The 12,244-nt window shown below is 74.1% G+C and carries 8 protein-coding genes; 1 reads left to right on the top strand and 7 read right to left on the bottom strand.

All coding sequences use genetic code 11. The features are described from left to right. The first annotated feature begins 46 nt into the window (after window positions 1-46). Window positions 47-772, top strand: a complete 726-nt coding sequence (locus ACFYT4_RS15230) for a ZIP family metal transporter (RefSeq protein WP_389268430.1) — start codon at window positions 47-49, stop codon at window positions 770-772. A gap of 134 nt (window positions 773-906) precedes the next feature. Here ACFYT4_RS15230 and cobI read toward each other — a convergent pair whose 3' ends face one another. The 7 genes from cobI to ACFYT4_RS15195 are packed head-to-tail and all read right to left on the bottom strand — an operon-like array spanning window position 907 to window position 12,204. Then, on the bottom strand, window positions 907-1,641 hold the full coding sequence (cobI, locus tag ACFYT4_RS15225; protein WP_389268428.1) for a precorrin-2 C(20)-methyltransferase: 735 nt from the start codon (window positions 1,639-1,641) through the stop codon (window positions 907-909). After that, on the bottom strand, window positions 1,638-3,164 hold the full coding sequence (locus tag ACFYT4_RS15220) for a cobyrinate a,c-diamide synthase (protein WP_389268426.1): 1,527 nt from the start codon (window positions 3,162-3,164) through the stop codon (window positions 1,638-1,640). Before ACFYT4_RS15220 ends, cobI begins: the two co-directional genes overlap by 4 nt. Beyond that, window positions 3,158-3,757: a cob(I)yrinic acid a,c-diamide adenosyltransferase gene (gene cobO, locus ACFYT4_RS15215; RefSeq protein ID WP_389268424.1), complete on the bottom strand. Its 600-nt coding sequence runs from the start codon at window positions 3,755-3,757 to the stop codon at window positions 3,158-3,160. The genes ACFYT4_RS15220 and cobO overlap by 7 nt, the downstream gene beginning before the upstream one ends. Next, window positions 3,757-5,952 carry a putative cobaltochelatase gene (locus tag ACFYT4_RS15210; protein ID WP_389268422.1) on the bottom strand — a complete coding sequence of 732 codons (2,196 nt, stop codon included), beginning with the start codon at window positions 5,950-5,952 and terminating at the stop codon, window positions 3,757-3,759. Before ACFYT4_RS15210 ends, cobO begins: the two co-directional genes overlap by 1 nt. Beyond that, complete coding sequence (cobN, locus tag ACFYT4_RS15205; RefSeq protein ID WP_389268420.1) at window positions 5,949-9,629, bottom strand: cobaltochelatase subunit CobN; 3,681 nt, start codon at window positions 9,627-9,629, stop codon at window positions 5,949-5,951. Before cobN ends, ACFYT4_RS15210 begins: the two co-directional genes overlap by 4 nt. Then, window positions 9,626-11,194 (bottom strand): cobyric acid synthase, encoded by a 1,569-nt coding sequence (locus ACFYT4_RS15200; RefSeq protein WP_389268418.1) that lies wholly within the window; start codon window positions 11,192-11,194, stop codon window positions 9,626-9,628. Before ACFYT4_RS15200 ends, cobN begins: the two co-directional genes overlap by 4 nt. Next, on the bottom strand, window positions 11,191-12,204 hold the full coding sequence (locus ACFYT4_RS15195; protein ID WP_389268416.1) for a cobalamin biosynthesis protein: 1,014 nt from the start codon (window positions 12,202-12,204) through the stop codon (window positions 11,191-11,193). The genes ACFYT4_RS15200 and ACFYT4_RS15195 overlap by 4 nt, the downstream gene beginning before the upstream one ends. Between the last annotated feature and the right edge of the window lie 40 nt (window positions 12,205-12,244).

The raw sequence follows: 12,244 nt of genomic DNA, 5'->3' as shown, positions 1-12,244 counted from the left end.
CGGTCCGAAGGAGAGAAGACGCGGCTCAATCCGCTAGCAAGGGCGCATGGCGGTGTTCGTCGCGCTCGGCGCGTTCCTGATGACGCTGTTCGGCGGGTGGACGGCGCAACGCGTCACCGACCGACGGCACCTCGTACTCGGTCTGGCCGGCGGGCTGATGCTCGGCGTGGTCGGCCTCGATCTGCTGCCCGAGGCGCTGGAGGCGGCGGGCCGGCCGGTGTTCGGCGTACCGCAGGCACTGCTGCTGTTCGTCGGAGGCTTTCTGACCGCGCATCTGGTGGAACGGCTGCTGGCCGGGCGCCAGGCGGCACACGGGGCGGGCGAGGAGGACAAGGTCCCGCAGGTGGGGCTGACGGCGGCAGCGGCGATGGTCGGCCACAGCCTGATGGACGGCATCGCCATCGGCGCGGCGTTCCAGGTCGGCGAGGCCATGGGGCTCACGGTGGCACTCGCGGTCATCGCCCATGACTTCGCGGACGGCTTCAACACCTACACCCTCGCCAGCCTCTACGGGAACACCCGGGCCAAGGCGGTCGCGATGCTCGTCGCCGACGCGATCGCGCCGGTCGCCGGGGCGGCCTCCACCCTGCTGTTCACCATTCCGGTGGAACTGCTCGGCAGCTACCTGGGATTCTTCGGCGGCGCCCTGCTCTATCTCGCCGCCGCCGAGATCCTGCCCGAGGCCCATCACACCCATCCGGGGCGCTCCACCCTGCTGTGCACCGTCGGGGGAGTGGCCTTCATCTGGCTGGCGGTGGGCCTTGCCGCATGAGTCCGGCCGGCGGTGGGCCTTGCCGCATGAGTCCGGCCGGCGGTGGGTCTCGTCGCATGAGTAGGGTCGGGGGTGGGTCTGGTCGCATGAGTCCGGTCGGTGGTGGGTCTCGCCGGGTGGTTCGCCGGGCCGCCTCACAGCTTGCCGCCTCTGCCGCCGTCGCGCGGCGCGGGCGCGATCAGCGTCGACAGATACGGCAGCGGGCCGGCGAGCCCGTCCATCTCCGACGCCCCGCGGATCGACTCGCCGGGCAGCCCGAGCGCGGACCCCCACACCGCGTCCCCGGTGCGGCCGGTCTCCCGCAGGGCCGTCGCGACCTCCGCCGCCAGCCGTCCGAACTTGTACGCCACGACCGTCCCCGACCCCTCCAGCGCCTGCTTCAGCACGGCGGCCCCCGCGGTCACCGGCACCAGGGTCAGCGGCTCGGTGCCCTCCGCCAGGACCGCGCCGCTGCGGGCCGCGAGATCCTGCATCGCGGTGATACCGGGCACGGTCTCCACCACGGTCCCCGGAACCAGTTCGCCGATCGTCTGCGCGAGATAGGTGAACGTCGAGTACACATGGGGATCGCCGATCGTCGCGAACGCGACGGTGCCCCGGTCCCGCAGCAGCTCCGCCACGCGCGCGCCCGCCGCGTCCCACGCGGCCTCGCGCCGGGCCCGGTCGGTGCGCTCGTTGAGCGCGAACACCACCCGTACCACCCGGTCCGCGCCCACATGGTGCAGCACCGTCGCCTCGGCGCGCCCCCGCTCGCCGCCCTCCATCACGGGCACGACGACCACATCGGCCTCACGCAGCACGCGTACGCCCTTGACGGTCACCAACTCCGGGTCACCGGGCCCCACTCCGACGCCGATCAGCCTGCTCATCGTGTGCACCTCTCCACAAATCGACGGGCGACACCGGGCGCCGCGGCCCAGTGCGTATGCAGATAACTCGCATGCACGCCCTGCTGTACGAACCCTTCGGTACGGCGCTCCGGGCGGTGCAGGCCCCAGGCGGGGCCGGGCCCCGCCCCGGGTTCGATCACGGTCCGGTGGAACTCGTGTCCGCGCAGCCGGGTCCCCGTCGGCGCGAGGCAGCTGTCGGTGACCGCGACCGCCTCCCGGTACCCGAGCGTGAGCCGCTCACCCATCCGGGCGTCGGCCTCCAGCACCGAGCACATCGGCTGCCCGTCGAGCGAGCGCGCCAGATACAGCAGTCCGGCGCACTCGGCGGCGACGGGCCCGCCGGCGCGCGCGAACCGGGCTACCGCCTTCCGCAGCGGCTCGTTCGCCGACAGCTCCGGCGCGTACACCTCCGGGAACCCGCCTCCGACGACGATCCCGCCCGTGCCGTCGGGCAGCGCCTCGTCCCGCAGGGGGTCGAACCGGACGACCTCCGCGCCCGCCGCGCGGAGCAGCTCCGGCTGCTCGGCGTACGAGAACGTGAACGCCGCTCCAGCCGCGACGGCGATCACGGGGCGCCGTGCCCCCGGACCACCGGGCCCCGGACGCCGGTCGGGGCCCGGTGCCCGCCCGCCCCGGAGGCCGGTCGTCCCTCCGGCGGCAGCGGGATCGTCCGGCCCCTGCGGAGTCCGGGAACCGGGGCCGGTCGCGGCACCCCGCGAGGGGCTCGCTCCCCGCGCGGGCGGCTGCGGAGCGGGGAGCGGGGCGGCAGCCCGGAGACACCCGTCCGGGCTCCAGGGCCGAGCCGTGTCCTCGGGAGCCGACCTCGCCAGCGCCAGGAGCCGTTCCAGATCGCACCCGCGCCGTACCAGCTCGCCCATCGCGCGTACGGAGGCCACCGCGTCCGCCGCCCGCTCCGCCACCGGAACCAGGCCGAGATGCCGGGACGGTGTCGACACGGCGGCGCCCCGGCGCAGCGCCCCCAGCACCGGGACCCCCACCGATTCCAGTGCCTCCCGCAGCAGTTCCTCGTGCCGGTCGGAGCCCACCTTGTTGAGGATCACCCCGCCGATCCGGACCCCGGGGTCCCAGGAGACGAAGCCGTGCACCAGCGCCGCCACCGACCGCGACTGGGAGGACGCGTCCACGACCAGCACCACCGGCGCCCGCAGCAGCTGGGAGATCTGCGCGGTCGAGGCCAGCTCACCGGCGCCCGCCGCGCCGTCGTACAGCCCCATCACCCCCTCGACCACGGCCACGTCGCACCCGGCCGCACCGTGCGCGAACAGCGGGGCCATCAGTTCCGTACCGCACAGAAAGGCGTCCAGATTGCGGCCCGGCCGGCCCGTCGCCAGCGTGTGATAGCCCGGGTCGATGTAGTCGGGCCCCACCTTGTGCGGGGACACGGCGAGCCCCGACGCGGCGAAGGCCGCCATCAGGCCCGTCGCGACGGTGGTCTTGCCGCTGCCCGAGCAGGGCGCGGCGATCACGAGACGTGCTACCACTCGATGCCCCGCTGCCCCTTCTGGCCGGCGTCCATCGGGTGCTTCACCTTCGACATCTCGGTCACCAGATCGGCGAAGCCGAGCAGTTCCTCCGGCGCGTTCCGTCCGGTGATCACCACATGCTGGTTACCGGGGCGGTCCCGCAGCACCGAGATCACCTCGGCGGTGTCCACCCACCCCCAGCGCAGGGGGTAGGCGAACTCGTCCAGGACGTACAGCCGGTACGACTCCGCGGCCAGATCCCGCTTGACCTGTTCCCAGCCCTCGCGGGCCGCCTCCTCGTTGTCGAGCTGCCGGTCGCGCTGGACCCATGACCAGCCCTCGCCCATCTTGTGCCAGTCCACCGGGCCGCCCTCGCCGGACGCCCCGAGGACCCTCAGCGCGTTCTCCTCGCCGACCTTCCACTTCGCGGACTTCACGAACTGGAACACCCCGATCGGCCACCCCTGATTCCAGGCCCGCAGCGCGAGCCCGAACGCGGCGGTCGACTTGCCCTTGCCGATGCCCGTGTGCACCACGACGAGCGGTCGGTTACGGCGCTGACGTGTGGTGAGCCCGTCGTCCGGAACGACGGACGGCTGTCCCTGTGGCACTACGCGGCCCTCCTTGCGGTACGACTACCCGAACCCGAACCCGGAGCGGAGGCTGAGCCCCGCCCCGGACCCGGAGCGGAACCCGAACCCCTGCCGGGCCCCGGGGCGGAACCGGTGCCCGCCGTACGAACGTCCTTCACCAGCCCGGCTATCGCGTCCGCCCGCAGCTCGCCGAGCGTCACCGCGGCACCCCGGAGCTCACCGGCGAGCGCGCCCGCGAGCCCCAGCCGCACCGGCCCCGACTCGCAGTCCACGACGATCGCGGCCGTCCCCTCGGCGGCGTGCAGCCGCGCCGCCCGGGACGCCAGCCCCACCGGATCGGGGCCGCCGGTCGCCCGGCCGTCGGTCACCACCACCAACAGGGGGCGGCGCGACGGATCGCGCATCCGCTCCACCCGCAGGACGTCATGCGCCCTGAGCAGCCCCGCCGCCAGAGGTGTGCGCCCGCCGGTCGGCAGAAGGCCGAGCCGGGCCGCCGCCGCGTCCACGGAGGACGTCGGAGGCAGCGCCACCTCGGCGTCCCGGCCGCGGAAGGTGACCAGACCGACCTTGTCCCGGCGCTGGTACGCGTCCAGAAGCAGCGACAGCACCGCGCCCTTGACCGCGCTCATCCGCTGTCGGGCCGCCATCGAACCGGACGCGTCCACCACGAACAGCACCAGATTCGACTCCCGGCCCTCGCGCACCGCCTGCCGCAGATCGTCCCGGCGCACCACCAGGCCGGCGCCCGTGCGCCCCCGGGCCCGCTGATACGGGGCCGCGGCCCGCACGGTCGCCGCCAGATGCAGCTTGGTGAGCGCGCCCCGGGGGCGGCGCGCCCCCGTCGTCCTCCCGTGCTCGGACCGGGAGCGCGAGCGCCGGCCGGCCGCGCCCTCGCCGATGCCCGGCACACTCAGCGTCTTCGCCCGGAACGGCTCGCCCGCCCCGACGGCCCGCTGCTCGCCGCCACCACCCGAAGGCCCGCCCTCCTCATCGCCCTCGGGCCCCGCGGGAGTCCCGCCCGGCGACGATCCCTCGGGCCCCTCGGGCCCGTCCGGCAGCGGCTGCCCGCCGCCGCCGGGGTCCGGCTCGTCGTCGTCCCCGGAATCCCCGGAATCCCCGGGCTGATCGGGCTGATCGGGCTCCCCGGGTTCACGGGACTCGTCCGGGGCCCCGGACGCTCCGGCCGCATCCGGGCCCCCGGAGCCCGCGAACTCCTCCAGCGTCTCGTCCAGCCTGTCCTCGTCCAGACCGGGTGCGTCGAACGGATTGCGCCGCCGCCGGTGGGGCAGCGCCAGCAGCGCCGCCTGCCGCACATCCTCCGCGAGGACGTCCGCGCGCCCCGCCCATGCGGCCAGCGCGGTGGCCGTCCGGGCCATCACGATGTCCGCCCGCATCCCGTCGACCTCGAACGCCGCGCATGTGGCCGCGATCTGGCGCAGCGCGCCGTCGCCGAGCCGGACCTCCGGCAGCAGCGCCCGCGCCGCCGCGATCCGGGCCCTCAGCGCGCTCTCCTCGTCGTTCCACCGGTCGGCGAAGGCGGCCGGATCGTCGTCGTACGCCAGCCGGCGGCGGACGACCTCCACCCGCTGATCCGGCTCCCGCGAGGCCGTGACCTCCACGGTCAGCCCGAAGCGGTCCAGCAACTGCGGCCGGAGTTCACCCTCTTCGGGGTTCATGGTCCCCACGAGCAGGAACCGGGCGGCGTGCCGTACGGAGACCCCCTCGCGCTCGACGTAGGACGCGCCCATGGCCGCGGCGTCCAGCAGGACGTCCACCAGATGGTCGTGGAGGAGGTTCACCTCGTCGACGTACAGGATTCCCCGGTGCGCGTCCGCGAGCAGTCCCGGTTCGAACGCCTTCACGCCCTCCGCGAGCGCCCGCTCGATGTCGAGCGCCCCGACGAGCCGGTCCTCGGACGCGCCGACGGGCAGCTCCACCGTCCGCGCGGGCCGGACCACCCCCGGGCCCGTCTCATGCGGCCCGTCCGGGCACCCCGGATCGGGGGAGGCCGGATCGCAGGAGAACCGGCACCCGGCGACGACCGCGACCTCCGGTGCCAGCGCCGCCAGGGCCCGGACGGCGGTGGACTTCGCGGTCCCCTTCTCGCCCCGCACCAGCACCCCGCCGACCCGGGGCGACACCGCGTTCAGCAGCAGGGCGAGCCGGAGGTCGTCCTGTCCGACGATCGCCGTGAACGGGTAAGGCGTGCTCATGCGTCCCCCTCCAGATCACCTTCGAGTTCGAGATAGGTCTCCCGCAGCCGCTCCAGCGTCGCGGCGTCCGGCTCCGCCCACAGCCCCCGGTCGGCCGCCTCCAGCAGCCTCTCCGCGATGCCCCGCAGCGCCCAGGGGTTGGACCGCTTCATGAAGTCCCGGTTCTCCGGGTCGAAGACGTACTCCGCGGACAACTTCTCGTACATCCAGTCGTCCACGACCCCCGCCGTGGCGTCGTAGCCGAACAGATAGTCCACGGTCGCGGCCATCTCGAAGGCGCCCTTGTAGCCGTGCCTTCTCATGGCGCTCATCCAGCGGGGGTTGACCACCCGCGCCCGGAACACGCGGTGCGTCTCCTCGCCCAGCGTGCGGGTCTTCACCTGGTCGGGGGTCGCGCTGTCACCGACGTACGCCTCCGGGGACCCGCCCGTCAGATGGCGCACCATCGCCACCATGCCTCCGTGGTACTGGAAGTAGTCGTCGGCGTCGACGAGATCGTGTTCCCGGGTGTCGACGTTCTTCGCGGCGACAGCGATCCGCCGGAACGCCGTCTCCATGTCCCCGCGGGCGGCCCGCCCGTCCAGCCCGCGCCCGTACGCGTAGCCGCCCCACACCGCGTACACCTCGGCGAGATCCGCGTCGGACGTCCAGTTCCGCGCGTCGATCAGCGGCAGCAGGCCCGCTCCGTACGCCCCGGGCTTGGAACCGAAGATCCGGGACGTGGCCCGGCGGCGGTCGCCGTGCCCGGCGGTGTCCTCGTCGGCATGCGCCCGTACGTAGTTGACGTCGGCCGGTTCGTCCAGCTCGGCCACCGTCCGTACGGCATCGTCGATCAGGCCGACCACATGCGGGAAGGCGTCCCGGAAGAAGCCGGAGATCCGGACCGTCACATCGATGCGCGGGCGGCCCAGCTCCCCGGGCGGTACCACCTCGAAACCGGTCACCCGCCGGGACGCGTCGTCCCACACCGGGCGGCAGCCCAGCAGCGCGAGGATCTCGGCGATGTCGTCGCCCTGGGTGCGCATCGCCGAGGTGCCCCAGACGGTCAGGCCCACCGACCGGGGATAGGCGCCGGTGTCGGCGAGATAGCGGGCCACCAGGGAGTCGGCCAGCGACTGGCCCACCTCCCACGACAGCCGGGACGGGATCGCCTTGGGGTCGACGGAGTAGAAGTTCCGCCCGGTCGGCAGGACGTTGACCAGGCCGCGCGTCGGTGAGCCGGACGGTCCGGCCGGGACGTACCCGCCGTCCAGCGCGTGCAGGATGTTGCCGATCTCGTCCGTCGTCCGCGCCAGCCGGGGCACGACCTCCCGGCAGGCGAACTCCAGCACCGCCACCGCGTCCGGCAGCTCGGTCTCCAGCACCCGGCGGACCAGGGGGCCCACCCGGGCCGGCTCCCAGCCGTGGGACTCCATGCCCTCGGCCAGCCGTCGGCAGAGCTGCTCCAGCAGATCGATCGCGTCCGCGCCCGTGCGCGCGGGCAGGCCGGGGACCAGTGACACGAGAGCGTCCGGGACCTTGACGGGCGCGCCCGGCTCGGCGAGCAGCTCCTTCTCCACCAGGCCGAAGTGGCCGGCGACGGCGGCCCGCAGGCCCGGCAGCGCGTTCGCTTTGCCGCCCCAGACCTGGGAAGCGCGCAGCACGGCCAGCACCAGATTGACCCGGGCCTCCGCCTTGGGGCCGCCGCCGAGGACATGGAGCCCGTCCCTGATCTGGACGTCCTTGATCTCGCACAGATAGCCGTCGATGTGCATGACGAACTCGTCGAACGCGTCGTCGTCCGGCTGGTCCTCGACCCGCAGGTCGTGATGCAGCTCGGCCGCCTTCACCAGCGTCCAGATCTGCGCCCGCACCGCCGGTGCCTTCGCCGGGTCGAGATCGCTGACCAGCGCGTACTCGTCGAGGAGCTGTTCCAGCTTGGCGAGGTCGCCGTAGGTGTCGGCGCGCGCCATCGGCGGCACCAGATGGTCCACCACGGTGGCGTGGCCCCGGCGCTTGGCCTGGGTGCCCTCGCCGGGGTCGTTCACGATGAACGGGTAGACGAGGGGCAGTTCGCCGAGGACCGCGTCGGGGCCGCAGCCGGCCGACAGACCCAGCCCCTTGCCCGGCAGCCACTCCATGGTGCCGTGCTTGCCCATGTGGACGACCGCGTCGGCCCCGAACGACTCCTCCAGCCACCGGTAGGCGGCCAGATAGTGGTGCGAGGGCGGCATGTCCGGGTCGTGGTAGATCGCGATCGGGTTCTCACCGAAGCCGCGCGGCGGCTGGATCATCACGATGACGTTCCCGAAGCGGAGCGAGGCCAGCACGATGTCGTCACCGTCGACGTAGAGCGAGCCCGGCGGCTCCCCCCAGTGCTCCAGCATGGCGTCCCGCAGCTTTGGCTCCAGCCTGTCGAACCAGGCCCGGTAGTCGGCGAGCGGCACGCGCGCGGGCGCGGCGGCGAGCTGATCCTCGGTCAGCCACTCCACATCGTGGCCGCCCGCGCCGATGAGCCGGTGGATCAGCTCGTCCCCGCTGTCCGGGTGGCCCTCCACCCGGTAACCGGCGTCCCTGAGCGCGTCGAGCACCCGCACGGCGGAGACGGGCGTGTCGAGCCCCACCGCGTTGCCGACCCGTGAGTGCTTCGTCGGATACGCGGTGAAGACGAGCGCCACCTTCTTGTCCGCGTTCGCCTGGTGCCTCAGCCGGGCGTGGCGCACCGCGATCCCGGCGACGCGCCCGGCCCGCTCGGGGTCCGCCGTGTACACCGGGACGCCGTCCGGGCCCTGCTCCTTGAACGAGAACGGGACCGTGACGATCCGCCCGTCGAACTCGGGGATCGCGACCTGCATCGCCGCGTCCATGGGGGAGAGGGCCGCGTCCGACTCCTCCCAGGCGCGGCGGGACGAGGTGAGGCAGAGCCCCTGGAGGACGGGCACGTCCAGCTCGGCGAGCGCGCCGATGTCCCACGCCTCGTCGTCACCGCCCGCGCTCGCCCGCGACGCGGTGGTCCCGCCCGCCGCGAGGACCGTCGCTATCAGGGTGTCCGCGGTCCCCAGCAGCCCGAACAGCTCCGGATCGGCGTCCCGCAGCGAACCGACGTACACCGGGAGGGCATTGGCGCCCCGGGCCTCGATCCGGTCGCACAGCACATCGACGAACGAGGTGTTCCCCGACAGCTCGTGCGCGCGGTAGAAGAGCACCCCGACCGTCGGCAGCCCCTCCCGCCGCTCACGGGAGCCGTGCACGCCCCAGGCGGGCATCCTCCGGGGCTCGGCGCTCTGCCTCTCGCGGGCCTCCCCGGCCCGCCCGGCCCCCGTCCGCAGCACGTCCTGGATCAGGAACCGGGCCAGCTCCACGAGATTGTCCGGGCCGCCCTCCACGAGATAGCGCAGTGCCTCGGCCACCGCGCCCGCGTGGACGGAGGACTCGGCCATCAACTCCGCGTCCGGAACGGCCTCCCCGCCCAGCAGCACGGTCGGAATCCCCGACTCCCGCAGCACGGCCAGCCCGTCCTCCCAGGCGCGTCTGCCGCCCAGCAGCCGTACGACCGCGATGGACGCGCCCTCGATCAGCGCGGGCAGTTCGCTCCCGGCATCCACACGGGTCGGGTTGCCGATGCGGTACGGCGCGCCGGACGCGCGGGCCGCCAGCAGATCCGTGTCGGCGGTCGACAACAACAGCACAGTGCTCATGCGGGTGCTCCAAGGTCTCCGGGGCCACTGGGCGCGCCAGGGGGGATGAAGGGAAGATCCACGGGCGCGCCCCGCTCGATGAGCCGCATGAGCGCGTCCGTGTCCGCGTGTTCTTCGACGAGGTCGCCGAGCCGGTCCAGCTGCTCCTCGCGCAGCGCTCCGAACGACGTGTCCGGAGCGGGCACGAAGCGCCGGCCGGTGGCGCTCGCGACCCGTCTCAGGAACTGCCGCCGGAAGCCGTCGCTCTCCAATGAGCCGTGCCAGTGGGTGCCCCACACCTCACCCACCCGGCAGCCCTCCAGGCCGTGTCCCGAGCCGTCGGTGATGAACGGCTCCCCGCCCAGGACCTCGGCGACGCCGTGGTGGATCTCGTATCCCTCCACGGGCTCGCCGAGGGCTGTGCCGGCCGGCCTCGCCAGTGTCTTCTCGGCCGCGAACCGCACCCGCACGGGCAGCAGTCCGAGACCGGTCACGGAACCCGCCCGTGACTCGACCGCGTCCTCGATGTGCTCACCGAGCATCTGGAACCCGCCGCAGATCCCCAGCACCGGACGCCCCTCGGCCGCCCTGCGCACAAGCTCCGCCGCCAGTCCCCGCTTCCTCAGCCAGTCCAATGCCCGGACCGTGCCCCGGGTTCCCGGCACGATCACCAGATCCGCGTCCGTCAACTCCTCGGGCCGGTCGGCGAATCGCACGACCACACCCGGTTCGGCGGCGAGGGCGTCCACGTCCGTGAAGTTGGACATCAGCGGCACCGCGCACACCGCGATCCGCAGGATCTCCTCCCCGACGGGCGGCGCCACGACCGACTCGCGGACGGCTCCGCGCAGGGACACGCGCAGCCCGTCCTCCTCGTCGATGCCGAGCCCGGCCGCGTACGGCAGGACCCCGTACGTCCGCCGCCCGGTGAGCCGGCGCAGCATGTCCAGTCCGGGCTCCAGCAGCGACACGTCCCCGCGGAACTTGTTGACGAGATACCCCGCGACCAGCCCCTGGTCCTCGGCGCTCAGCAGCGCGGTGGTGCCGAAGAAGGACGCGAAGACCCCGCCGCGGTCGATGTCCCCGACGACGAGCACCGGCAGCCGTCCGGCCCGGGCGACCCCCATGTTCACGATGTCCGTGCGCCGGAGGTTGATCTCGGCCGGGCTGCCCGCCCCCTCGCAGATCACGGCGTCGTACGTGCGCCGCAGCTCCTCCAGGCACTCCACGACCGTCCCGAGCAGCGCCTCCTGCCGGCCGCCGTGGTAGCCGCGCGCGCTCATCTCGCCGACGGGCCTGCCCATCAGGACGACCTGGCTGCTGCGGTCGCCGCCGGGCTTGAGGAGGACGGGGTTCATCAGCGCGGTCGGTTCGACGCGGGCGGCCTGCGCCTGCATGGCCTGCGCGCGGCCGATCTCCGCGCCGTCACGGGTCACGAAGGAGTTGAGCGACATGTTCTGCCCCTTGAAGGGGGCCGTTCGCACCCCCTGCCGTACGAGCCAGCGGCAGATCCCCGCGGTGACGACGCTCTTGCCCGCGTCCGACGTGGTGCCGGCGACGAGGAGCCCGCCCCCGCGCCCGGTCATCGCACGCCGCCCCGGTGGAGCGGAGCCGCTGCCGTGCCCGTGGTTCCGGCCGCCCCCGCCGTTCCCGCGGCGCGTGCCGCCCTGCGGAGCAGCAGCCGTCCGGCGACGGAGGCGCCGAGCGCGAGCAGCCCGACCCGGCGCGACAGCCGGACGGCCCGTTCGATGTCGGTGATCCGCACCGCGCGCCCCCCGCCGTTGAGCACGGGCCGGTGCTCGACCCGGCCGCCGTACGAGAGGGTCCCGCCGAGCCGTACGCCGAGGGCTCCCGCGAACGCCGCCTCGACCGGGCCCGCGTTGGGGCTCGGATGCCGGTGCGCGTCGGACCGCCAGGCCCGTACGGCTCCGGGAGCGTCGCCGCCCGCGAGCACGGCCAGCACGGCGGTGAGGCGGGCGCCCGGCCAGCCGGCGAGGTCGTCGAGGCGGGCCGAGGCCCAGCCGAACCGCCGGTAGCGGGGCGATCGGTGACCCACCATCGCGTCCAGGGTGTTGACCGCGCGGAACCCCACCAGCCCGGGCACACCGGCCAGCGCACCCCACACCAGCGCCCCCACGACGGCGTCGGAGGTGTTCTCGGCGACGGACTCGACGACGGCGCGCGCGATCTGCTGCTCGTCCAGGGAGTGCGGATCGCGTCCGCACAGATGCGGCAGCCGCTCACGGGCCGCCGCCGTGTCGCCCGCGGCGAGCGCCCGGCCGACGGCACGGGCCTCGCGCCCCAGCGACGTACCCCCGACGACGGTCCAGGTGGCGGCGGCGGTCAGGGACAGGGACACGGCCGCGTTCGGGCGCGCCCCACGGGCGAGGAGCGCGGCACCGGCGGCGGCGCCTCCGGCGCACACGGCGGTGTGGAGCGCGCCCCAGCCCCGGTGGTCACGCCACAGGACCCGCTCGACGGCGCCCGCGGCCCGCCCGAACGCGGCGACGGGGTGCCCCCGGCGCGGATCGCCGAGCAGCAGGTCGCCGGTGAGGCCGAGAGCGGAGCCGTACGCGAATACTCGGTCGGCACGCATGGGTCAGGCCGGTGCCCCGCCTCGGGGGAACGGCGAACCC

Origin of the sequence: Streptomyces sp. NPDC004609, from assembly GCF_042873655.1 — a bacterium.
Classification (GTDB): domain Bacteria; phylum Actinomycetota; class Actinomycetes; order Streptomycetales; family Streptomycetaceae; genus Streptomyces.
Note: the sequence above shows the minus strand (reverse complement) of the source record. Positions and strands in the feature narration are given on the sequence as shown.

What these genes read in the sequence shown, in the direction of transcription:
- cobI (WP_389268428.1), bottom strand. Translation starts at nt 1,641, where the DNA reads ATGAGCAGGCTGATCGGCGTCGGAGTGGGGCCCGGTGACCCGGAGTTG.
- ACFYT4_RS15195 (WP_389268416.1), bottom strand. Translation starts at nt 12,204, where the DNA reads ATGCGTGCCGACCGAGTATTCGCGTACGGCTCCGCTCTCGGCCTCACC.
- cobN (WP_389268420.1), bottom strand. Translation starts at nt 9,629, where the DNA reads ATGAGCACTGTGCTGTTGTTGTCGACCGCCGACACGGATCTGCTGGCG.
- ACFYT4_RS15230 (WP_389268430.1), top strand. Translation starts at nt 47, where the DNA reads ATGGCGGTGTTCGTCGCGCTCGGCGCGTTCCTGATGACGCTGTTCGGC.
- ACFYT4_RS15210 (WP_389268422.1), bottom strand. Translation starts at nt 5,952, where the DNA reads ATGAGCACGCCTTACCCGTTCACGGCGATCGTCGGACAGGACGACCTC.
- ACFYT4_RS15200 (WP_389268418.1), bottom strand. Translation starts at nt 11,194, where the DNA reads ATGACCGGGCGCGGGGGCGGGCTCCTCGTCGCCGGCACCACGTCGGAC.